General features: G+C 45.3%; 15 protein-coding genes. 7 read left to right on the top strand and 8 right to left on the bottom strand.

All coding sequences use genetic code 11. The features are described 5' to 3' along the window. Positions 1-36 precede the first annotated feature (36 nt). The 7 genes from accB to OQY15_RS19135 all read left to right on the top strand — a co-directional run bounded on the left by accB (position 37) and on the right by OQY15_RS19135 (position 8,835). Positions 37-528, top strand: a complete 492-nt coding sequence (accB, locus tag OQY15_RS19165; protein ID WP_265793544.1) for an acetyl-CoA carboxylase biotin carboxyl carrier protein — start codon at positions 37-39, stop codon at positions 526-528. Positions 529-562: 34 nt separating this feature from the next. Beyond that, complete coding sequence (gene accC, locus OQY15_RS19160; protein WP_265793543.1) at positions 563-1,903, top strand: acetyl-CoA carboxylase biotin carboxylase subunit; 1,341 nt, start codon at positions 563-565, stop codon at positions 1,901-1,903. A 78-nt stretch (positions 1,904-1,981) separates the two neighbouring features. Beyond that, complete coding sequence (tatC, locus tag OQY15_RS19155) at positions 1,982-2,875, top strand: twin-arginine translocase subunit TatC (RefSeq protein ID WP_265793542.1); 894 nt, start codon at positions 1,982-1,984, stop codon at positions 2,873-2,875. A gap of 3 nt (positions 2,876-2,878) precedes the next feature. Further along, entirely contained in the window at positions 2,879-4,498 is a 1,620-nt protein-coding gene (locus OQY15_RS19150) for a M28 family peptidase (protein ID WP_265793541.1), read from the top strand. Positions 4,499-4,582: 84 nt separating this feature from the next. Then, entirely contained in the window at positions 4,583-5,974 is a 1,392-nt protein-coding gene (locus tag OQY15_RS19145; protein WP_265793540.1) for a LutB/LldF family L-lactate oxidation iron-sulfur protein, read from the top strand. Between the two features lie 3 nt (positions 5,975-5,977). Continuing rightward, complete coding sequence (locus tag OQY15_RS19140; RefSeq protein ID WP_265793539.1) at positions 5,978-7,954, top strand: alpha-ketoacid dehydrogenase subunit alpha/beta; 1,977 nt, start codon at positions 5,978-5,980, stop codon at positions 7,952-7,954. A 59-nt stretch (positions 7,955-8,013) separates the two neighbouring features. Further along, positions 8,014-8,835 carry a hypothetical protein gene (locus tag OQY15_RS19135; RefSeq protein WP_265793538.1) on the top strand — a complete coding sequence of 274 codons (822 nt, stop codon included), beginning with the start codon at positions 8,014-8,016 and terminating at the stop codon, positions 8,833-8,835. On the opposite strand, the gene OQY15_RS19130 is transcribed toward OQY15_RS19135, so the two are convergent. The 8 genes from OQY15_RS19130 to sprA form a co-directional block, all read right to left on the bottom strand. Further along, positions 8,784-9,398 (bottom strand): SprT-like domain-containing protein, encoded by a 615-nt coding sequence (locus OQY15_RS19130; RefSeq protein ID WP_265793537.1) that lies wholly within the window; start codon positions 9,396-9,398, stop codon positions 8,784-8,786. The two genes, OQY15_RS19135 and OQY15_RS19130, sit on opposite strands and share 52 nt — an antisense overlap. Positions 9,399-9,415: 17 nt before the next feature. After that, positions 9,416-11,530 (bottom strand): ferrous iron transport protein B, encoded by a 2,115-nt coding sequence (gene feoB, locus OQY15_RS19125; protein ID WP_265793536.1) that lies wholly within the window; start codon positions 11,528-11,530, stop codon positions 9,416-9,418. A 5-nt stretch (positions 11,531-11,535) separates the two neighbouring features. After that, positions 11,536-11,751, bottom strand: coding sequence for a FeoA family protein (locus tag OQY15_RS19120; RefSeq protein ID WP_265793535.1), 216 nt, complete (start codon positions 11,749-11,751; stop codon positions 11,536-11,538). 85 nt (positions 11,752-11,836) lie between these two features. After that, positions 11,837-14,707: an outer membrane beta-barrel family protein gene (locus OQY15_RS19115; RefSeq protein ID WP_265793534.1), complete on the bottom strand. Its 2,871-nt coding sequence runs from the start codon at positions 14,705-14,707 to the stop codon at positions 11,837-11,839. Between the two features lie 131 nt (positions 14,708-14,838). After that, positions 14,839-14,976: a hypothetical protein gene (locus OQY15_RS19110; protein WP_265793533.1), complete on the bottom strand. Its 138-nt coding sequence runs from the start codon at positions 14,974-14,976 to the stop codon at positions 14,839-14,841. A 26-nt stretch (positions 14,977-15,002) separates the two neighbouring features. Further along, the gene (locus tag OQY15_RS19105) at positions 15,003-15,461 is read right to left on the bottom strand and encodes a VanZ family protein (protein WP_265793532.1); all 459 of its coding nucleotides are present in this window, start codon (positions 15,459-15,461) and stop codon (positions 15,003-15,005) included. Between the two features lie 17 nt (positions 15,462-15,478). Next, positions 15,479-15,859: a glycine cleavage system protein GcvH gene (gene gcvH, locus OQY15_RS19100; protein WP_265793531.1), complete on the bottom strand. Its 381-nt coding sequence runs from the start codon at positions 15,857-15,859 to the stop codon at positions 15,479-15,481. A 60-nt stretch (positions 15,860-15,919) separates the two neighbouring features. After that, complete coding sequence (gene sprA, locus OQY15_RS19095; protein WP_322973389.1) at positions 15,920-23,104, bottom strand: cell surface protein SprA; 7,185 nt, start codon at positions 23,102-23,104, stop codon at positions 15,920-15,922. Positions 23,105-23,131: the final 27 nt, after the last annotated feature.

The following is a 23,131-nucleotide window of genomic DNA, read 5'->3' as shown; positions in this document are numbered from 1 at the left end:
TATAAGACAGAAATCTTTTCAACAAAATACCACAAAATGGATATCAAACAAATTCAGGAACTCATTAAATTTGTTTCTCGTTCGGGCGTCAATGAAGTTGCTATTGAACAAAAAGACTTCAAAATCACTATCAAAACTAACCAGACCCCAACGGTTATAAATACTACTGTACCCGCTGTAGCACCACAAGTGCTGGCAGGAGCACCAGCTGCACAACCAGCTGCTGTGATCGCAAATGCAGCTCCGGTAGCTGAACCAGCAGCAGTAGCAGCAGAGGATACTTCAAAATATATTACTGTTAAATCTCCAATGATCGGTACATTTTACCGTTCATCAAGCCCTGAAAAACCATCATTTGTAAATGTTGGTGATGAGATCGCTGTGGGTAAGGTAATTTGCATCATCGAGGCTATGAAGTTATTCAACGAAATTGAAAGTGAAGTTTCTGGAAGAGTAGTTAAAGTACTGGTAGACAATTCATCTCCGGTAGAATATGACCAACCATTATTTTTAGTAGAACCTATGTAATTTGCTTTTAGCAAATCATCATCTTATCAATTATATGTTTAAAAAAATATTAATTGCCAACAGGGGCGAGATTGCCTTGCGTATTATTCGTACCTGTAAAGAAATGGGCATTAAAACTGTCGCTGTTTACTCTACTGCAGATAGGGAAAGTCTACATGTTCGTTTCGCGGATGAAGCTGTTTGTATAGGCCCGCCTCCGAGTAAAGATTCTTATCTGAGTATTCCAAATATTATCTCTGCTGCTGAATTAACCAATGCGGATGCTATACATCCGGGTTATGGTTTCTTGTCAGAGAATGCAAAATTCTCTTCTGTTTGCAGAGACTACGGTATTAAATTCATTGGCGCTACACCTGAGCAGATCAACTCTATGGGTGATAAAGCATCAGCCAAAGAAACCATGAAAAAAGCAGGTGTACCTACCATTCCGGGATCTGAAGGATTACTGGAAAGTGTAAAAGAAGGTATCGAACTGGCTAATAAAGTTGGTTACCCTGTCATCCTCAAAGCTACTGCCGGTGGTGGTGGCCGCGGAATGCGCGTGGTTTGGAAAGATGAAGACTTTGAAAATGCCTGGGATAGCGCAAGACAGGAGTCTGGTGCTGCCTTCGGTAATGATGGTCTTTATCTTGAGAAATATATTGAAGATCCAAGACATATCGAGATCCAGATTATTGGTGATCAGTATGGCAAAGCATGTCACTTATCAGAACGCGATTGCTCTATTCAGCGTCGTCATCAGAAACTGGTAGAAGAAGCTCCTTCTCCGTTTATGACTCCAGAGCTGAGAGACCGTATGGGTGAAGCTGCCATCAAAGGTGCTACTGCAGTATCTTACGAAGGTGCAGGAACCATCGAATTCCTGGTAGACAAACACCGTAACTTCTATTTCATGGAAATGAATACCCGTATCCAGGTAGAACATCCGGTAACAGAAGAGATCATCAACTACGATTTAATTAAAGAACAAATAAAAGTTGCTTCAGGTGTGCCAATTTCAGGAAAGAATTACTTCCCTAATTTGCACTCTATCGAATGCAGGATCAATGCTGAAGATCCTTACAATAACTTCAGGCCTTCACCAGGAAAGATCACAAACTTCCATTCACCAGGTGGTCATGGCGTAAGGGTTGATACTCACGTTTATGCGGGTTATCAGATCCCTTCAAACTATGATTCCATGATTGCGAAGCTGATCTGTACAGCACAAACACGCGAAGAAGCTATCAGTACCATGGAACGCGCTTTAAGTGAATTTGTGATTGAAGGTGTAAAAACTACCATTCCTTTCCACTTGAAATTAATGAAAGATCCTAACTTCAGGGCAGGTAATTTCACCACAAAATTCATGGAAACTTTTGTTTTTACTGATTAAAAAGATCTAATTATTATATTTAACGTAAATACCATTCTAAATTAAATAGAATGGTATTTTTGTTTACAAATTATATTCATGAGTGATAATAGAGCGCAGGACCTTATAGAGGCCGTTAAGAATAAAGGAAAGAGTTTAGAAGCCGAAATGTCCTTTTTTGACCATATTGATGTATTAAGAAAACACCTCCTGCGTGCTTTATTGGCGATAGTAATTTTTACGGGTCTCGCTTTCTGGTATTACGAATACCTTTTCAATGTAGTGATCATGGGCCCTAAAAGTCCTGATTTCTGGACTTACCGTATGATGTGTAAACTGGTGGCCCAGTTTCCTTCGCTGGGTGCCGATTTTTGTATTACAGAAATAAAAGGTAAAATCATCAATACAGAAATGGCAGGACAGTTTACGCTTCAGATCAACTCCTGTATCATGACGGGAATTGTTTTTGGTATCCCCTACCTGCTGTTTGAATTGTGGCTGTTCATCAAACCAGCCTTGCATGACAAAGAAAGAAAGTCAGCCCGCGGTTTTGTATTCTTTGCTTCGATACTTTTTTTCACCGGTGTATTTTTTGGTTATTTTATCATCTGTCCCCTATCGATAAATTTCCTGACAGGCTTTTCGATCAGTCCGATGATTGAAAATACCTTTACCATTGATTCTTACCTCTCTTCCATAGCAACTTTAACCATCGGAACGGGAATTATCTTTGAACTACCTGTAATCATTTACATTTTGTCACTGTTTGGTGTGATGACCCCTGCGTTCATGAGAGCCAGCCGTCGTTATGCGGTAGTTGTCATCCTGATTATCGCTGCAATTGTAACGCCTACACCTGACATGATTACCATGCTTGTTGTAGCCTTCCCGCTTTTCCTTCTATATGAATTGAGTATCTATATATCAGCCTACATCGAAGGTAAAAAGAATAAAGAGCTTTATGGAACACGTAAAGCACCCAAACAAGACTAAGACATGAACAAACAATTTTTAAGCACCAGCTTAGCCTTATTACTATGCCTGGGCTGTGCTGCACAAAACAAAACTGCCGAGAAATTCAGCACCTCCATCAATAAAGACAATGCCTACAAACATTTGTCAGTGCTGGCATCTGATGAGTATGAAGGTAGGGAAACCGGTAAAAAAGGCGCCTGGATGGCCGCTGATTATATCAGGGATTATTTTAAATCACTGAGTTTAAAAGCTCCTGTGAACGGAAGTTATTTCCAGCCGATTGATATGGTTTCCTATAACCTTAGCGGGATGGCTTTATCCATCAATGGACAAACGAAGGAATATGCCAAAGATTTCGTAGTTTCTGCTTCTACAGTTGCTTTAGGCGGATTCAATTTCGATGCAAAAGATATCGTTTTCGCAGGCTATGGCCTGGATCAGCAGGGTTACAATGACTTTGCAGGTGTAGATGTTGCAGGAAAAGTAGTGTTGATTTTTGCTTATGGCGATCCAACAACTAAAGACACTGCTGCTGCTCCTGCAGACCGTGCTGCCAGAAGAAAGATGATGGCTGCTCAGCAGGCAAAAATACAATACCTGGCTTCGCACAAAGCACTTGCAGTGATTCAGATCGATCCAAATCTGGATAACATCACTGAAGAGATGAAAATGAACTACAGTGGCAAAGGTGACGTGATGCTGAAAAACGCAGCAAACACGGCAAAACTGCAGAGCGCAAATACACTTGCGTCAATCAGAGTATCCACTGCTACTGCTAATGAATTGTTAAAAGCTGCAGGTACTACAGTGTCAGCTTTGCAGCAAAAAATTACTTCTTCAGGAAAGCCGGCATCCCGGAACTTAAAGGTTGCCGTAGCCGGAAAAGCAGCAAAAGAAGAAGTTAAAGTAAGGGCAGAGAACGTACTGGGTTTCCTGGAAGGATCTGATCCTGTTCTGAAAGATGAGATCCTGGTCATCACCGGTCACTATGACCATATCGGACTCACAACTTCCGGCCCGGATAAAGTGAACAATGGTGCTGATGATGATGGTTCTGGTACTACAGGAGTGATGTTGCTTGCAGATGCTTTCACCAAAGCAAAAAAAGCAGGTAAAGGACCAAAAAGAAGCATCCTGTTTATGACCGTTGTTGGTGAAGAGAAAGGATTACTTGGATCTGAATGGTATTCAGAACACCCGGTATTTCCACTGGATAAAACCATTACTGACCTGAATATCGATATGATCGGACGTGTTGATGATGCACACCAGGACAATCCTGAATATATCTATATTATTGGTTCTGATATGTTAAGTTCCGACCTGAATGCCATCGGTATCAAAGCGAATGACGATAACATCAAAATGAACCTGGATATGAGATACAATAACAGGACAGATCCAAATCAGTTCTACTACCGTTCAGATCATTATAACTTCGCTAAACATGGTATCCCGGTTATCTTTTACTTCAGTGGTGTACACGCAGATTACCACCAGCCCGGAGATGAAGTGAGCAAAATCAATTTTGACCTGCTCAGCAAACGCGCTCAGCTGGTTTATTACACTGCATGGGAACTCGCGAACGGCGCTAAACGCCCTGTAGTGGACAAAAACGAAGATGGTACTCCTAAAAAATAAAAAATACTTGTAAAACAATAAAAAACCTGCCCCAACCGGCAGGTTTTTTTGTTTACCTATAAACGTATTTATTTATATTTGAAGATGACGAAGATTGCTGAGGAGTTTTTGGTAAAGGCAGATGAGAAGGCATTTGATCTGGATCACCGTGACACGATTAACCATAACATTGGTAAATATAATGCCGCGGTTGAGAGAGGCCTCACTAAATTTGAGAATTTAGAGAACTCAAAAAAGAAGGCCCATACGATCAAATGGAGAGTAATGGAGAACCTCGACAAATTCTTACCAGAATTTGAAGCCAACTTTCAGCGTCGTGGCGGTAAAGTAATCTGGGCAAACGATACCGAAGAGGCACAGCGGGAGATATTAAATATTATCAGCAAAAGCGGCGGTAAAACGGTTATCAAGTCCAAGTCGATGATCACCGAAGAAATTCATTTGAATGATTTCCTCGAGAAAAATGACATTAACTCGCTGGAAAGCGACCTTGGAGAATTCATCGTACAGCTCCTTGGCCAGGCTCCATACCATATCGTTACTCCTGCAATGCACCTTACCAAAGAGGATATCGCGAAGCTTTTCCACGAGAAATTCGGCACTCCGATAGACTACACACCGCAGCAGCTCACACAGAAAGCCCGGGAACTGCTGAGGGAAAAATACCTCACTGCTGATATTGGTATCACCGGAGGCAACTTCCTCATTGCCGATACAGGCAGTATAGCGCTTACGGAGAACGAAGGGAATGCCAGATTAAGCACTACCTTCCCCAAGATACATATTGCCATTGTAGGGATCGAAAAGATCATTCCTTCGATGGCCGACCTGGATCTTTTCTGGCCGCTGCTGGCCAGCCATGGAACAGGTCAGAACCTCACAGTTTACAATACCATCCTCAGTGGGCCACGACAGCCGCATGAAACTGACGGACCCGAAGAAATGTATGTTATCCTGCTGGACAACGGACGTACAAACCTGCTGGCCCAGAAAGATCAGCGCCAGGGTTTATATTGCATCCGTTGCGGAGCCTGTCTCAATGCCTGCCCGATCTATAAAAACATCGGTGGACATACATATAACACCACTTACAGCGGCCCGATCGGTTCGCTCATCACTCCACATTTACAGGGGATGAAGGATTTCAAACACCTCAGCTATGCCTCCAGCCTTTGCGGAAAATGTTCAGAAGTATGCCCCGTTAAGATCGATATTCATAAAATGCTGCTGTTTAACCGAAGGGATGCCGCAGAACAACATGAAAATACAAAAGTAGAGGACATCGGTTGGAAAATGTGGAACACGGGCATGTCCAAACGCTCCCGGATGGATATGGTTGGAGGAAAGATCAAAAACTTCCTGCTCAAATTCTTCTTTAAAAAGATGTGGGGTAAGTATCGTGCTATGCCAGAAATTGCCGACAAATCTTTTGCTGCACAGTGGCAGGAGAAACAAAAAAGCAAAACAGACATTTAACCTATGCAGTTCGACCGGAGAGATAAAAGCAATAGTACCCTTATATCCATCTATAGGGAATTGCTCTATCCCAGACTCGTCGAAGAAAAAATGCTGATCCTGCTGAGGCAGGGCAGAATAGGAAAATGGTTCTCAGGAATCGGTCAGGAAGCCATTGCTGTTGGTGCCAGCCTGGCAATGAATGCCGATGAATATATCCTGCCAATGCACCGCAACCTCGGTGTCTTTACCGCCAGAAAGATCCCCCTTAGAAAACTGATGGGACAATGGCAGGGGAAAGCCACAGGTTTTACCAAAGGCCGCGACAGGTCCTTCCATTTCGGTACACAGCACCATAAGATTATCGGGATGATCTCCCATCTGGGGCCTCAGCTGGCCATTGCAGATGGCATAGCCCTGGCAGATCTGATCGGTAAAAAGGAAAAAGTTACACTAGTTTTCAGTGGTGAAGGTGCCACCAGTGAGGGCGACTTCCACGAAGCCATCAATGTAGCTTCCGTTTGGAATTTACCAGTAATCTTTCTTATAGAAAATAACGGCTATGGCCTCTCTACTCCCATTACGGAACAGTACAATTGTGCAAACCTGAGCGATAAAGCACCAGGTTATGGTATCGAAGGTTTGCAGATCGATGGCAACAATGTGCTGGAAGTGCTGGATACCCTCTCCGCAATCGCAGAAAAGATAAGAACTAAGCCCAGACCGGTACTGGTGGAGTGTTTAACTTTCAGAATGAGGGGACATGAGGAAGCCTCAGGTACAAAATATGTTCCTGCAGCATTGCTGGAAGAATGGCAGCAGAAAGATCCGCTGCAGAACTTCGAAGATTATCTGGTGGCACAACAAGTGCTCAGCCCTGAATCCATACAAAAAATCAGGTCAGATTTCAAAATCCAGATTGATCAGGAAATAGAATTATCCTTTCATGATCCTGAACCGGTATCCTCAGCAGAGGAGGAACTCAGTGATATGTACAAACCACATCATCCCCTGCCTGCAGCGCCCTCAAGGGTAAGTAATAAGATGAGGTATATTGATGCGATCAGCGACGGACTCAGAACTGGCATGCAAAAGCACGGTAACCTGATTTTGATGGGCCAGGATATTGCTGAATATGGCGGAGCCTTCAAGATCACACAGGGTTTTGCTGAGGAGTTCGGGAAAGCCAGGGTACGCAATACCCCCATCTGTGAATCCGCCATCGTAGGTGCCGGACTGGGCTTGTCCATCAATGGATATAAGGCGGTGATAGAAATGCAGTTTGCTGATTTCGTCACCTGTGGATTTAACCAGATCGTAAATAACCTCGCAAAAACGCATTACCGCTGGGGAGAGAAGGCTGATGTAGTTATCCGAATGCCTACCGGTGCAGGAACCGGTGCCGGACCTTTCCATTCCCAGAGCAATGAAGCCTGGTTTACGAAAACACCGGGTTTAAAGATTGTGTATCCCGCCTTCCCCGCGGATGCGAAAGGACTACTGTTAGCCGCCATAGAAGACCCCAACCCAGTACTGTATTTTGAGCATAAATATCTGTACAGAAACATCAGCGGACAGGTTCCGTCGGGGTATTATACCATGCAAATAGGTAAAGCGAATGTACTCAGCCAAGGTGAGCAACTCAGTATCATCACCTACGGCCTTGGGGTACACTGGGCACTCGCTTACCTGGCAGAATACCCGCAGTTGTCAGCAACACTACTGGATCTCTGCAGCTTACAACCCTGGGATCAGGATGCTGTGGCGGAGGCCGTAAAAAAGACAGGAAGAGTACTGATCTTACATGAAGATACACTGAGCAACGGTTTTGGGGCAGAACTGGCAGCCTGGATTGCCGAGAACTGCTTCAGTATGCTGGATGCCCCTGTGATGCGTTGTGCAAGTCTGGATACCGCCATCCCGATGAACAATATACTGGAGGATCAGTTTCTCGCCAAAAGCAGGTTACATACCTCTATCCAAAAATTATTGGCTTACTAAGGATTTCATTGGCACGATAATAGCCTTATAGCTGATATCAACCCAATTACCAAGACCTTATGAACACGATCCGGTTTTTTAGTTTAGTATGCTTACTGTTTACATTTTGCAGCTGTAATTACTTTAAATCGGAACACCCACAAGCTGCATTGCCCGGACAGGGAGGAACCACGGGCATGACTGATAAATCTATCCTCAACTACTCTGCTACTATAGATAGAACATTAAGCCATTACAAAAAAGAATATAGCCTGATCTACCTTTCGGGGGATCTTTCCGTGTATGCAGAAAAGTACAGTGCCTACGGCGATGGCAAATTGTATAAAACATATAGTGCCAATGGCAACATCAGCAACAGCGTAAAAAGCTATTATTTTAAAAATGATAGTCTTATTCTGGTAAAAGAGCAGGACAAAATTATGAATGAAGGTGTCGAGGTATACAAGAATATCCGTACCTATCTCCGCAACAACGTAACCTTCAAAATGGACAGCAGAACTGCCGGTTCTGCCGCTGCGCTGTCTACATTGCCCTATCTCTTAGTCCAGCCTTCGGATAACAAATACCCAGCAGAGGATTATACAGATGATATCAAAAGTATGGATGATGCGATCGCAGGTAAAGATAAGTTTGAGATGGTTTTTGATAATATCACCACTTATCCTGATGCACATTATATCTTTCTGAAAAGTAAGAATCCCAGTAACTACAAAGCCAGTTTGCTGGTCAATACCAGGGATGCTTTTATAGATAGCCTCTTAAATTTCCCTTCAGTATTCAAAGATGATAAACTCAGCTTAAAATGGAAAATCAAGGATAAAGAGGCAGTTTACGTACCTGTAGACAGTACCAGTACTTCTGCCAGCGGACTAAACAAATAGATATTACCGTTATCCAGGCATTCGCACCTGAACCTTTTCCGCAACTGCTCCCCTTTTTTAAACCTTCGGCCGTCCTTGATGGCAAATACCGTATGTCGCGGCAACTCTTCCAGACGTGTATGGTCCGCCAGTGCATCATAACGTTTCAGTGCCCGCGATAACTTCAGGTCAGTACAACTGGAAGCAGAAGGGTTATTCAGATAACTGGTGATGGCCAGCTCAAGATCGGCAGGAAACACCTGTTTCTCCAGAAAGGGCTTCATCATCCTTTTGAAGTTAACTTTCCATTCCTCCCCATGGGGCTTAACCTTATTCCGGTGATCGTTCCAGGTCAGCAAATGCGCAAACTCATGTACCGTAGTTACCAGAAAAGCGTAGCTGTTGAGGTTATTGTTTACAGAAATTTTGTGGCCAAGCTCCTTGTATGGATGCCTGTAATCCCCAAGCTTGGTAGCACGGCTTTTAGAAATCTTAAATTCGCACTGAAAATAATCTATCCATTTAGCAATTACCGGAGCAGCTTCAGGAGGCATATACTGTGCTAAAACATTCACTTTTTCCACAGTCCTAAGATAAGTATTTACTTTAAAATCTGATAGGCAATTAAGCTGGCAACATAAGCCATTACCGTCATGTAGACTGTCTGTATCACTGGCCATTTCCAGGTTTTTGTCTCCCTGTATACCACAGCCACCGTACTCATACATTGCATGGCAAAAGCATAGAACAACATCAGCGAAAATCCGGTAGCAAAAGTAAACAGTGGCAGACCAGTTTTGGCATCCACGGCAACCCGCATTTTATCCCGTATAGTCCCTTCATTATCCGCGACACCATCCACACTATAAATCGTCGCCATTGTACCTACAAAGGCTTCCCTGGCGGCAAATGATGTAATCAGAGCTATACCGATTTTCCAGTCAAAACCAAGCGGTCTGATCACCGGTTCAATCGTATGACCAAGTATACCTGCATAAGAATTCTCCAGCTTCTCTGCTGATTTATCCCTTTCAAGCGTACTCACCTGCAGGCTATCCTGCTTCAGCTCAATCTGTGCATATTTACTGTCAATTGCCTTAAACTTCTCTGATGGGCCGTAACTTGCCAGCACCCATAATACGATAGAGATCGCTATAATCACCTTTCCTGCTTCCAGTACAAAGGTCTTCGATTTCTCATACATCGTAAAAAGCACATTCTTCCATCGTGGCATTCTGTACACCGGCAGCTCCATGATAAAATACGATTTCTCTTTGGCCTTGATGATAAACTTCATCACAAAAGCTACGACCATCGCGGCCACAATACTGATCAGGTACATCGCCATCAGCGTTAATGCCTGCAGACTAATAAAGCCAAATACATTTTCCTCAGGAATAATCAGTGAGATCAGCAAGGTATATACCGGTAACCTGGCCGAGCAGCTCACCAGCGGAGCCACCATAATCGTAATGATCCTGTCCTTCCAGCTTTCGATGGTTCTTGCACTCATAATAGAAGGCACGGCACAGGCCAGACTGCCAATCATCGGTACCACAGACCTGCCGCTAAGACCAAACTTGCGCATGATCTTATCCATCATGAAGGTCACCCTCGCCATATATCCCGTATCCTCCAGGATAGAAATAAAGGCAAAGAGAATCGCAATCTGCGGAATAAAGATCACAATCCCTCCCAATCCGGCTACCACCCCGTCCAGTAGGAGGTCGGTTAAAACACCTGGGGGAAGATGCTCATGCCCCGTGCTGGTCAGCCATGCAAAGGATTCTTCAATGAGGTCCATAGGATAACTTGCCCATGAAAATATAGCATTGAAAACAAAAAGTAAGATGAAAAGGAAAATGAAGAAACCCCAGAAGCGGTTCGTCAGGATCGCATCAATACGGTCACTGATCACAAACTTCTTTGCTGTTCCCGTATCCTCAATCACGTCAGATAAGATTGTACTTAAGTGTTTGTAGCGAGCAATTGTTTCTGCCGCCTGCAGTTTCGAAGATTCAAAATGGTGATTTCTTTCAATCGTTTCAAACTCCTCGTATTGAGAGGTATAACATTCCAGATGTTCATGCTGGTGCAGCAACTGCAGGGCATAATAATCGTTGTCCGTACCTACCAGCGTTTTCACTTCCTCAATCGCTCCTCCGGCCAGTACTTTCATATCAGCACCTTTTTCCTGCGTAGCAATAGGAGTAATATTGGCGATGGCCTGTTTCAGCTCTTTCAGTCCCGTATTACTGCGGGCAGAAATCGGCACCACCTGTATACCCAGTTTGGCAGAGAGTTTATCAACGTTGATGTTGATCCCCTCTTTCTTCGCCATATCCGTCATGTTCAGCGCCAGTACCACAGGAATATTCAGATCCGCCACCTGAGAATACAACAGCAGGTTTCTGCGCAGGTTGGTCGCGTCGGCAACAACCACGATCATATCAGGATGATTCGCATTGCCTTTATCTGCCAGGACCTGGAAAACTATGCTTTCGTCTTTACTTTTTGGGTATAAACTATAAGTTCCCGGAAGGTCGGTTACTTCAGCCTGCTGATCGGGCGTCAATTTGCAATAACCTACCTTCTTGTCAACCGTGATACCGGGAAAGTTCCCGATCTTCTGGTTCAATCCTGTAAGTAAGTTAAACAAAGTTGATTTTCCCGTATTGGGATTACCAACCAACGCGATTTTTAGAATATGGCTCAATGTGTCTATGTAATGATAATAACTGAAGCTTCGTCTTTACGCAAACAAAGCTGGTATCCCGCCACACGGATTGCCATAGGATCACCTAAAGGGGCAAAACGCTCAACTTCAACCATCTCCCCAGGCAGACAGCCCATTTCCATTAATTTTACAGACATTTCAAGATCTGTAAAAGCTACGATTGTGCCGCGTTCTCCTGGTTTTAAATGTGAAAGATTCATACCTTAAATTAGCTGGCAATTTACCCTTTATCGATAATAAATCCAAATAATGAGTCACATATCACCTGCATAGATGATGCAGAAATTACATTCCTCCTCGTCTTCCGCCGCCACCAAAGCCACCCATGCCGCCTCCCATGCCGCGATCTCCACGCTCTCCGCGCTGACCAGGCGTCATGTTGTTCATGTTCCTGCCACCCATACGGTTTAACGAATAAGTGAAGGAAAACATATAGAACCGCTTAAGCACATTGTATCTCAAATCCGTGATCGTGTTATTGCTCGATGTTCTGGTGATTCCCTGATTCTGGTTCAGCGCATCATTTACCGACAGCTTAAAGGTTCCCCGGTTTTTGAAAAACTGTTTACTGATATAACCGTTCACAATGGTATAGTTGGTATCAAACCCAGGACCCCTGCCCGTATTTTGATAATAATCTGCATCTATGGCCAGCCTGAATTCCCCAGGGAACATATAACTCACATTGGCAGTAGGGTTCAGCGTATAATATGTCGTATTCGCATTGGATTGTGCAGAGTAAGTAGCCCTGTTGATTGATCCTGCAATACCTGCCGTCAGATCCAGTTTATCCATAGAACTCACCAGCCTGTATTTATTGGTAACAGAAACATCATTGGTAATATTCTCAATCGAGTTTGTAAAGTTCACTCCTCTTGCGTAGGTACCTCCGAGGTCAATATTCAGGTTCAGCTTATTTTCTTTTATAATCGGCAATCCCAGGGATGAACCCAGTGTACCCTGATACACACCGTGCACGTTTACAGGAACTACTGCGATCTTACCAAAATTAGGATCATTGGCATCATTGATCAGTGTATTGTTATTACCAAAGGCATTGATCGTCTGACTCAGATTAGCGAAAATAAACAGCGAGCGGAAATGGGCAAAATCAAAATTATTGTACAGCACCGTCATGTTATTTGTAAAGGCCGGTTTCAGATCCGGATTACCAATAGGTATACTCTGTGTATTCGAGTTATCAGGAATAGGCTGTATCTGGGTAATTGACGGTTGTTGTGTACTTCCGCGGTATCTGATCACCAGTCTTTTGCTTTTACTGAAGTTATAACGCAGCTGCCCGCTCGGCACAATATTGTTAAAATTCTGATCAAAAACATTGCCTGTAGTCAGGTTATCATTTCTTCTGTCTACATTCTGCACTGCCAGTCCGATGTTCCAGTTGTACTTACTGGCCGTCTTGTTGATGCTGGCACCCACCGCATTCGTTAAAGTCTTGTTTTCGTAGGTATTGGTATATGTAAAATCAGGAATATCATACAGTGAAGTAACCGTGTTATAATTATAGGTCAGTCGCTCACTGTTATCAAAATTATAGACGTTCTGATAGTTCAGTTCCAGGCTTAGCGTTTTCGACAGCGGTTCTGTATAGACCAGCCTTGAGGTATTGCTGATTGAATTGGAATTTGTATTATTCAGCTGATCTGTATTGTCCAGTGTCAGCGAATCCAGACCAGAGGTCGTCCTGTTGAGGATCGTATTGAAGTTTCTGCCATCACTCTCATTGATCGTCGTTCTGATATTCAATGATAATGTACGCCCTTTTTTCGGGAACTTATGACGCAACAGGATATTGTTATTAACCGTTGGTGCAGTTGTCTTTGTATTCAGGCGTTGCGTTCCTACGGTTTGCGAAGTAGCGTAGGTATTCACATAGGAACTATTCTGGTTCAGACCACTTTCCGTATACGTTACTGCCGGTTCAATACGAATCGTTGTCGCCGTATCGATCTTTGTATCGATCATAAAGTTAAAGCGGTGATTCTTTCTGTCAGTCAGACTGTTCAGGTCTTCATCAAAAGTTGTTGTACTGTTCCCCAGTAAGTTCTGTCTTAAACTGCTCTGATCATTAAAAAGAGAACTTTTATTAAAAAAGTAACTGGCTGTGATCTTTGTCTCATCGGTATACACATCCGCAAAGTTGAGCCCGAAAGCATTGGTCGTGGTAATTCCCTGCTGCGGCGCACCAGTGCTGACACCACCACCAAATCCACCTCTTCCGCCACCACCACCACGGTTACCGCCTCCGCCACCACTGCCAAAATTCTGCTTGTTTACATTGTTGAACTGGCCGATTACAGAAAACTGCTGGTCCTGGTTAAATTTATTTGCATTGATACTTACATCATACCGCGGGTCCGTTCCTGCACCTGAGTTGGTACCATAGCCGGCAGAAGAATTTCCGAAATAGCCATTCTTCATATCCTTCTTCGTCGTGATATTAATGATCTTCTCCCTGTTGCCGTCATCCACACCCGTAAACTGCGCCTGGTCAGACAGCAGGTCAATCACCTGGATCTTCTCGATCATATCCGCCGGCAGGTTTTTAGTGGCCAGCAGCGGGTCGTTCCCAAAAAAGTCCTTTCCATCTACGCGCACGCGGGTAATCGTTTCCCCCTGCGCTTTGACAGAGCCATCCTTAGCTACATCCACACCTGGTAATTTCTTGAGCACATCCTCCACTACGGCATTCTCCCTCACCTTAAATGCTTTCGCATCGTATTCTACGGTGTCCGTTTTTACCGTTACCGGTGTCACCACCCCATTGATCACCACTGTTTTCAAATCTACCCCACCGTTTTCCATGGCCAGTTCACCCAAAGCAGCTTGGGGAGCCGCAGCACTGATAGAGAATTGCTTGTTCAGGTTAGTTAAACCCAGATAAGCCACCGTCAGGCGATAGCTGCCTGGGGCAAGTCCGCCGATAGAAAAAGAACCATCAGCCTGTGTATTGATTACTGAGGTCTGTGTAGTATCCGCTAAATTTTTGACTGCTACAGAAGCAAAATCTACAGGCAGGCGGTCTTTGGCATTCACCACTTTTCCGGTCACGGAACCATTTTTGGTTTGAGCAAATGAGGAGAAGCTGATCAGAAGAAAAGCTATCAGCAGCAGATTTTTTGTAGAAGTTGTCATCAAGAATGAGGAGTATGTTTGTTTGTCTAAGGTATCAGACTCCAGTTCCTGCAAATAGTTTGAAATGACAAACAGAAAGAAGGGTAACAAATTAAATACACAGGATAGGGATATCCATTATGTATTAAAAATCAGGATCTTTTAACTTCCTGTTTTTTGAGCTCCGCAGCAGAAACTACATGCGGACAGTTGCAGCCCGGTTTAAAGATCCTGCATCCGCTGGCCAGCATCACTACTCCCAGAAATAAAATACTATACCTTGTCTTCATCGGAAAATTATTTGGTAAAATAAAAACTATTTTTTCTCAACTTCAACAGCTTCTTCAAGTGCAGCTTCATTGTTCTTACGGATTTCCCTGCTCATTGCAGACTCATTGTAGTTTGACCGGTGTAAAAGAATGTAGCTAAATACCGCCATCATCACCCCCATCATATCCGCACCCAGGTCCCACCATTCGGCAGATCTGTAGGGAAACAACTCCAGCTGAAGAACCTCAATTCCTGCACCTACAAAGAAGGTCAGCGCAACGATCTTAAAGATCGTCATCACCCTGAAACTGTAGCTCGACTGGCTTTTAATTTTTCCGTAGAACAACAAAATGCTCAGCACAAAGAAAAATCCCAGATGCACCAGCTTGTCAAATCCAGCAAAGAAAAAGCCCGAACCTTGGGTATCGGGCATTTTCGCAGTACAAAATATCAGGATCACGACCGTCCAGAGAACCGTCCATCGCTGATATGATAATGTTTTCATTTTACTCATTGTATGATCTATGCACCAACTAAGGCCTGATAAGCTTCTGCAGTTAACAAACCTTCTACCTGAGAAGCATCAGAGATTGTAGCTTTAACCATCCATCCTTCACCATAAGGATCAGAATTTACCAGTTCAGGATTGTCGTTTAATGCTGTATTTACTTCCAGGACTGTTGCAGTAACAGGCATGTAAAGATCAGACACAGTTTTAACCGCCTCAACAGTACCAAAAACTTCATCTTTGCTAATCTCATCACCTACTGTATTGATATCGATATAAACGATGTCACCCAGTTCGCGTTGTGCAAAATCAGTAATACCAATAAAGGCTTCATTACCTTCAACTCTAACCCATTCGTGGTCTTTCGTGTACTTTAGTTCTGATGGAAAATTCATTTTCTTGTTTGGTTTTGTTTGTATGAACCAAAGGTAAATAATATCTGCTTCTTAGCAAGGCTAATTCAGTGTAATACGCAAACTAAAGCCGAAATTGCTGAACGAAGTATTAAAGGTTTGCGAGGTATAAGGCTTGGTCAGGTTCGCATCATAGAATAATTTGATATTGAAACGCTGGTTCAGGATGTAATCCACTGTAGGCCTGTAAGTGATATTTTTGGCTCCCGAAGAAACTTCTGCTTCCAGCACGTCCGCCCTGTAGATCACGGTTTTGTTGTCCCGTATGGCAAGATCCAGTTTAAAGTCCATGTTGTTGTCCAGCTTCAGCTCCTTGAACAGCCCGAAAGGGAACCTGAACTTCGTCGTTCTGTAGCCGATTCCAAACACCAGGTTATTCTCCGACAGCTGTGCCAGCTGACTGTTGGAGAGGCTCAGACCCAGCAACCGCGTTCTGCCGATCTCAAAATTCGCCGTCAGATTATTCTTCAACCGCGTGTCCACACCGATCAGCGGCGAGAAAGTTTCTGCAATCGTTACCTGCTGGAACTGGTAAAAGGGAAGGAAGTTCTGGTTATCATCCCTTGTATTCGAAAAACCATTGTTCTCCGTATAGCGCAGCAGTGAGTTGAAACCGTTTACACTGTACACAGAGCGGTAGGCATGTCTCAGATCGATCGATTTAAAAGTCTCCGCCATAAAGTCCAGCCTGCCCAGTCCGCCGTAGTTGATACGCCAGTTGGGCAGAGGAATCTTAGGGAAAGCATTCAGACTCGAGGTTGAAGCATCTTTACCCCTGTAAGCAGCCATAAATGCCGAGATAATCACATCCTGAGAGTTCTGATCATAACCATCAGCAAATCCCCCGCTCAGCCCTCTTGAATTCGGGTTTAAAGCCCCCAGACGCTGCGAGATGACACTGCGGTTCGCCATAAAACGGTTGTACAGCTGTGATACCGTACTGCCGGCCTTCTCCGAGAATGCCGTTCCCAGCGTGATAAATGAAATACTGTAATCACCCGTGGTATACGGACTCAGATTCCGGAAAGCCTGACTGGTATTGTCGTACCTGAAGTTCGTGGAATAGTTCAGTGTCCTGTTCTTGTTTGCTGTCAGCGTAATCCTTAAATCCCGGAAGGGCTCCAGCACACTCGTCACGCTGATGTCCTCCCTAAGCGTATTGATATACAGCTGCTGCTGGAGCGTATCTCTGGTGATCCAGCCATTGTTCAGTGCCATCTGCCTGATGTCCCTCTGGCTTCCGAAAACAAAACCCAGACCGGGGGCACCCGTGAGATCATCGATACCAAAATAACTTGTTCTCGGGAGGTAGCCCGGCAGGAAGATCCCTTTGGTTTGTGTGTACGCCGCGTTAATGTTTTTAATGCTGGTCAGCAGGTTGGCCATCACCCCTGAAAATCCGCTGCCATCACCATCCTTCATGTTGCGCAGTGCCCCAAACTTATTGTACAGCCCGTTGAAGTTCAGCGTAGGGTTCAGCTGGATCGTCCTCGAGTTCTGAATCGTATTTCCGAGATTAATATTCGGGTCGTTCAGTGTCGACAAAGGCTCTGTCTGCCAGTTAAAGTTTGTTCCGTAACGGGTAGCCACATTTACCCAGTCCATTCCCGGGATCTTGTTTAGCGGCAGCGTATAAGTGATGTTCAGGTTATGACTGTAATCAGTGGTACGGCCCAGGCTTTTCAGGTTCTGCCATACGGTATCCCTTTTCAGGCCGTTGATCCTGCCTTCCGGTTCATCGATGATGGAATAGTTCGTTGCGTCAAAATCTATAGTCATCGACTTCGTCAGGTTCCAGGAAATCGCATATACCCGCGTGATCAGGAAGTTCTTATTATAGGTGGTATTGATCGGGATACTGTTGGTAGGATCATTGTTCCGCAAACTGTTCTCCGAGTAAAAGCGGTTTACATCAATCCTGAAATTGATCGCACTTGGCAGCAGACTGAAGTTCACATCCCGCAACAACGCCAGCGTATTGTTTTTGATGATCTTGTCAAATGGACGATAGTTCTTCGATTGTCCGGAGTAATTGTATGCCAGCGATGCAAACGTAGTTTTCTGCACCGTATTCTGGTTGATAAAATCATGGTGCAGGAATTTCGTAAAGGAGTAACTGGCACTAAGGTTCTCCACATCCCACACCTGCGGTTTCCTCGAAGGGTCGGTACGTTCCTTATGTACATTCGTAAAGTTGATACTGTTGCGTGTTGTTACATCCTGAGAGTAGTCCAGGATTTCCTTTTTCTCCTCCCTGGTGGCTGTCGCTACAGCCCTTTTCAGTTCAATATCCGGCATCTTCGGATCATACTGCGGCGTGCTCACCTGGTTAGAGTAACTCACAAACATCGGCACCTTCAAACCCGACTTCTGCGGGAAGAACTTGCCCAGCTGAATATTTGAAGAGATATCAAAAAATACATTGTCATCCCTGTTACGTTCACTCACGCGGCTGTCCAGTGAGCCAAAGCCGATCGTCGTTTTACTTCCCGATACATTTACCTCTGCAAAATCTGCCAGCTGCGCGTTCATCCTTGCCGCTGCCGCCCATCCCCCGCGTTCATCAAATTCTGTAAGCCTCAATTCATTAAACCAGAGCTGCGCACTTTTCTCCAGCCCGTCATCAGCTCCCGGAATGGCCGCATTCTTCAGCGGGTTTCTTACCCCCAGCATATACACCTTCACCTGGCCCATGTCAGGTTGCCCCTTGATCGTGATGGTCCTGTTGCCCTCTACTACATAGGTAAATGGTTTACTGATATCCCATAAGGCTCCATTCACATCCCTGGCCCTGTTCCGTGCCAGCTTGGCATCCTGGAACAGCTTCAGCTCAATATCCATCACGTTGGCATCCGGCCAGATCGCATCCGGGTTACTGGTGTTTGGTGGCGTCACCGTCATCGGCTGTGAATACTCATAGTAGTTATCCTGATTATCCGCTCCAACCCTGATAAATGCATGCAGATCGCCATTGTTAATCACTGTATTGCCCAGCGCTTCAAGATGCACAAACATTTTCAGACGTTTGTACGATCTGAAATCACTCAGCGTAGTTTTAAAAGTCGCCCTGCCATAACCATCGCGCAGGTTGCGTATCGTGAAAGCGAGCGACTGCTCGTTGAGTTTTGTATCCGTTCTGTAGTTATTATAGTCCAGCTCCCTGATAATTCCCGGAGGGATCACATACGGGATAGGCGAGCGCTTTCCGTTCTCTTCAATGTTGACGGTAGTCAGCTCAATCGTCGAGTTATCTGCCGTCACCGTATTCAATGCCGGATCGGTGATGATCTGTGAACTTTCATTCAGCGAATTGTACTGTCTCCAATCCCCACGTACCAGCTGTATCTTTGCAAACCTCAGCACCGTAGTATCCGCAAAATTCGTCAGGAACATCCTAAAGAAACGGATAGATTTAAAGTCCTGGATATTCCCAACCTTTTGTTCATAATCTGCCAGAGGGATGCGGATCTGGTACCAGGTAACCGGCTGTGTCTGCCCGTTCGCCAGCTTCACCTGCGAAGTTACGGCGTCGGTCACGTAGTTTTTGCCCACTTCCAGATCGCCCTTGCGCATCGACACTTTGTACTGAAAATACTCATCACTCTGCGTCATGTTGTTATCCCTGTTCACATCCTCCGCATCAGGTAATGAGGTAGAGGCCGAGTTGTCTATGCCCAGCTCCTCCTGCGATTGCTGCGAGGTTTTCGAGTTTCCCTCAGGGCCGTTGTAATTTTCATAGCGCTTCAGAATTCCGGCATTTGCCTGATCCAGGGCAGGGCCGCGGTAGAAGGTATAGTTATCAGAACTTGGGTCGTTGTCAATTTCTGCTGCTGCCGAAGGGTTCAGCTGTGCTTTGATCTGCGAGATCTGCGCGGCAAATTTCACCTTTTCATCATTGCTGGACAAACCGTCCAAACCCACATCCTGAGCACGGCGTGCAGCGGGGTCGTTATCAAAAGCCTGGATCACCGGCTGCAGTTTAGATACGCGGCCCCAGTTGGTTTCATCATATTTCGAAGGATCCCCGTCTGCAGGAAGCCCGTTCTCCAGCGATTTCCTGCCGTCCTTCAGGATATCTTCAGAAAGGTTCCCGATGTTGAAATATACATCCCCTCCCAGAGAATTCGGTTTATAGATATTCGGATCCATCACCCAGAGTTCTATGTATTCGATATTCAGCGCCTGGAAGTCGTTCGTCTCAATCTTTCTGAAGATACCTCCCCAGCGCGATCTCGGGTTTTGCAGGTCGCCCGTTGGACTAAATCCGGTAGTAGCGTAGTTGTACGGTCCCCTCTTTGTGGGATAAAAGGCAACGTTCAATGTAGGCAGCGATACGTTTTGTCCTGTAGGCGTTTCCTTAAATGGAAAAACCTCCTGCTCAATGACCTCCCGCACCAGGTGGTTGGACAGCTCCGCCCTGTTGTTTCTGATGCTGGCCGGAAGGTTCGTTCCGGCGCTGTTATAAAATGTAGGGTCGATGTTGTAAAAGGCCATCTTCGCCCGGTTGTAGCCATAGGCAAGATTATCTATCAGCTGTGATTCCTGGAAAAGCTGTGGCGTGGCCGACAACTGCCAGGCGATCGCACTTTTCAGATCAATCACCGAGCGCGTAGCTTCAAAGTCATCCAGATAACTCACCCCACCCTTATCTCCGGCGCTGTTCAATGCCCCCGGATGCCCCGGCACCAGCTGCGCAAATTCTGCCGAGAAGCTGATCTTCGAAGGCGCTTTTGTAGAGATGAACGGTAGGCGGTCCACCATCTTCGTCAGAAACCTGGAGGAAGAACTGTAGTTCAGGTCCAGCCCGTAGATGGTGTTGCTGATCGGCTCCTCGCCCAGGTTAACCTTTGGCGTCAGCGGCTTCTCCGTCAGGTTCAGGTAGGTACCTCCAAGATTCAGCTTATTGTTCACGCGGTAATCCAGACGGGTCCCAAAGAGTGAGCGCTGCTGTAAACCAAACAGCTCACTGTTCTCCGTTGTAATCCTGATCGGCTGACCGGAGATCAGTAAGCCCGCATTGATGATCTTTACACGTCCGCCCTGGTAATCCACTGTAAAATCCACACCTTCCTGTAAAGGAATTGTTCCGGAAAATACTTTTACAGAGCCTTCGGGTACATTGATAGAGTTCAGACTAAATTCTGAAGCTACTTCCGACTGAAATGCTCCTCTGATGATAAACCTGTTTTGTTTGGTAAACAGCTGCTGTGCAACCACCTTGGTAGAGTCATAGAGGGCCGGAAAAGTATATTTGTCGATCAGGTTCTGCTCCCCGGGATTAAACTGTGAGGCCAGGTCTTTACCAAAAGGCTCCACCACCGGAAAGATCACCCTGCCGTTAAGGGGATCAATCGTCACATAGCCCGCACTGGTATTCGTGATGAATGAAGAAAGGCCATTACTCGTTGTACCCGCACCAAAGTTTCCCGGCACATTCATATTTCCTGCTGAGGTCTGTGTACCTGAACTGGCCGTACTGGCGAAAGGTTTATCTTCCGCCGCAAAGTCGAAAGCCCCGTCAGGCTTGCGTTCATTCTGCTGGTTTAACCTGTCCAGTCCCGTCAGGTTAATCCAGAGTTTATTCGCGGTGTTGATCCCTTCAGACATCACCGGTTTTTCAATACCCGATTCATTATCCAGACGCAATACATCCAGTCTGAAGTTCTGCGGACTGATCTGGTATCCCCCGATGGAGTAAATATTTTTCATCATCAGGTCCCAGGTAGGCAGATTGGTCTTCAGCGTCTCGTTCTTCAGCAACTTCGCATACAGCACTTTTGGCGAAGCCTGATCAAAACTCACATCGGTAGAGAACTCCCCCACCTGATATTCCACGCCGTTAAAGGTATACCTGAAAGCTACAGCCAGAATCTCATCTGCATTTAAAGGATTGTTCAGCGAGATATAACCCAGTTGGGTATGTAAGGTATATTCCCTGTCTGACAGCTTCCGGGCATAGGTCATCTTTCCGAAGTTATCAGTTCCTCCATTTGCCTGGAAGAAAGAAATGATATCATTGGAGTTCGTCTGCCGTGCTCCCGCGGGCAGTTTGGTCAGCAGGTCGTTGGATTGCCGGCTGCCCTGCAGTAAATATCCGGATGGCACTACTGAGAAACCCGCCCCACCTACAATCTGTCCCGTATTAAATGGCTGGTTTTCTCCCAGGTCAATCAGCCCCAGTACGTCCCTTGAGTCCTGGGTGTTTCCAGTTTTATTGGTTATCCAGACTTCTATTTTCGTGATGTTGATTCCGGATAAAACCGTAGGTGGAGTAGCCAGGGATCTGTTGTAGGTATCCCTGAAATATTTGGCGAGGAAATAATGTTTGTTGGCCTCATAGTTATCGGCACCAAGCCTGAATTCATTCTGCTGGGCACCATTGGTGATTTTGAGTTCGCGCGACTGCGATTTCTGCTGCGAGAAAACCGAGGTCACATTCAGTTTCCCAAACTGGAGCTGGGTTTTGATTCCGAATAGCGCCTGCGTTCCGGGGATGAGGGCAGTGCTCAGCGGCATACTTACGTTACCCGCTTCAATTTTTTTGATGATGTCATCCTCGCCCCCCGTGTAGTCCAGTTTAATCTGGTTTTCAAAGTCGAACTGGGCTTCGGTGTTGTAGTTCATGTTCAGCTTCAGCTTCGTTCCGATATTACCCACCACATCCATCTGGATACGCTGGTTAAAATCGAAATTGCTCTGCTTGCGCTGCCGCTCATTAAAGAGGGGATTCTCATTTTTGTTTACTCTGCCCAGAAATGTGAGCTCTGCCTCCCCCCTCGGCTGGATATTGATCTGGTTGCCACCAAATAAACGGGCAAAAGATCTGTTTTCAATGGTCAGACTCGGGATCACCCCCGTATTCCTGATCTCATCAACTTCTGAATTGGAAATTTCACGCCAGTTATTGCGTTTGATTTCGCTGTTCACCAGGCGCTGGTACTGATCGATGGTCAGATACTGCGGCAGACCGAGCATCCTTCCTCCCACTCTTTCCCTGATGATATACCTTTTGTTCAGCGCATCGTACTCCACCTCCCTTGTCATGTTATCAGGAAGCGGCGCAAATGAATTAAAAGGTTGCCTGATACCCAGTCTTTGCTTTTCCCTTAGGCCAAAAGTATTCCTGGTAGTGTCCCTGGAGGGAACTACGCGTCTCACCTGGGCAAAAACATGAATGCCGCAGAATGAAAGAACCAGGAAGATCAGCAACGTAAAAGTGTTTCTCAAAGGCAAAAAAATATAGGTACAGGCTAT

Origin of the sequence: Pedobacter sp. MC2016-15 (assembly GCF_026239695.1) — a bacterium.
Classification (GTDB): domain Bacteria; phylum Bacteroidota; class Bacteroidia; order Sphingobacteriales; family Sphingobacteriaceae; genus Pedobacter.
This window is presented reverse-complemented; position numbering and strand designations above follow the sequence as displayed.

Coding starts and splice junctions, on each gene's coding strand:
- OQY15_RS19145 (WP_265793540.1), top strand. CDS start 4,583: ATGACGAAGATTGCTGAGGAGTTTTTGGTAAAGGCAGATGAGAAGGCA.
- OQY15_RS19150 (WP_265793541.1), top strand. CDS start 2,879: ATGAACAAACAATTTTTAAGCACCAGCTTAGCCTTATTACTATGCCTG.
- OQY15_RS19135 (WP_265793538.1), top strand. CDS start 8,014: ATGAACACGATCCGGTTTTTTAGTTTAGTATGCTTACTGTTTACATTT.
- OQY15_RS19110 (WP_265793533.1), bottom strand. CDS start 14,976: ATGAAGACAAGGTATAGTATTTTATTTCTGGGAGTAGTGATGCTGGCC.
- OQY15_RS19115 (WP_265793534.1), bottom strand. CDS start 14,707: ATGACAACTTCTACAAAAAATCTGCTGCTGATAGCTTTTCTTCTGATC.
- OQY15_RS19120 (WP_265793535.1), bottom strand. CDS start 11,751: ATGAATCTTTCACATTTAAAACCAGGAGAACGCGGCACAATCGTAGCT.
- gcvH (WP_265793531.1), bottom strand. CDS start 15,859: ATGAATTTTCCATCAGAACTAAAGTACACGAAAGACCACGAATGGGTT.
- OQY15_RS19105 (WP_265793532.1), bottom strand. CDS start 15,461: ATGAAAACATTATCATATCAGCGATGGACGGTTCTCTGGACGGTCGTG.
- OQY15_RS19140 (WP_265793539.1), top strand. CDS start 5,978: ATGCAGTTCGACCGGAGAGATAAAAGCAATAGTACCCTTATATCCATC.
- accC (WP_265793543.1), top strand. CDS start 563: ATGTTTAAAAAAATATTAATTGCCAACAGGGGCGAGATTGCCTTGCGT.
- tatC (WP_265793542.1), top strand. CDS start 1,982: ATGAGTGATAATAGAGCGCAGGACCTTATAGAGGCCGTTAAGAATAAA.
- accB (WP_265793544.1), top strand. CDS start 37: ATGGATATCAAACAAATTCAGGAACTCATTAAATTTGTTTCTCGTTCG.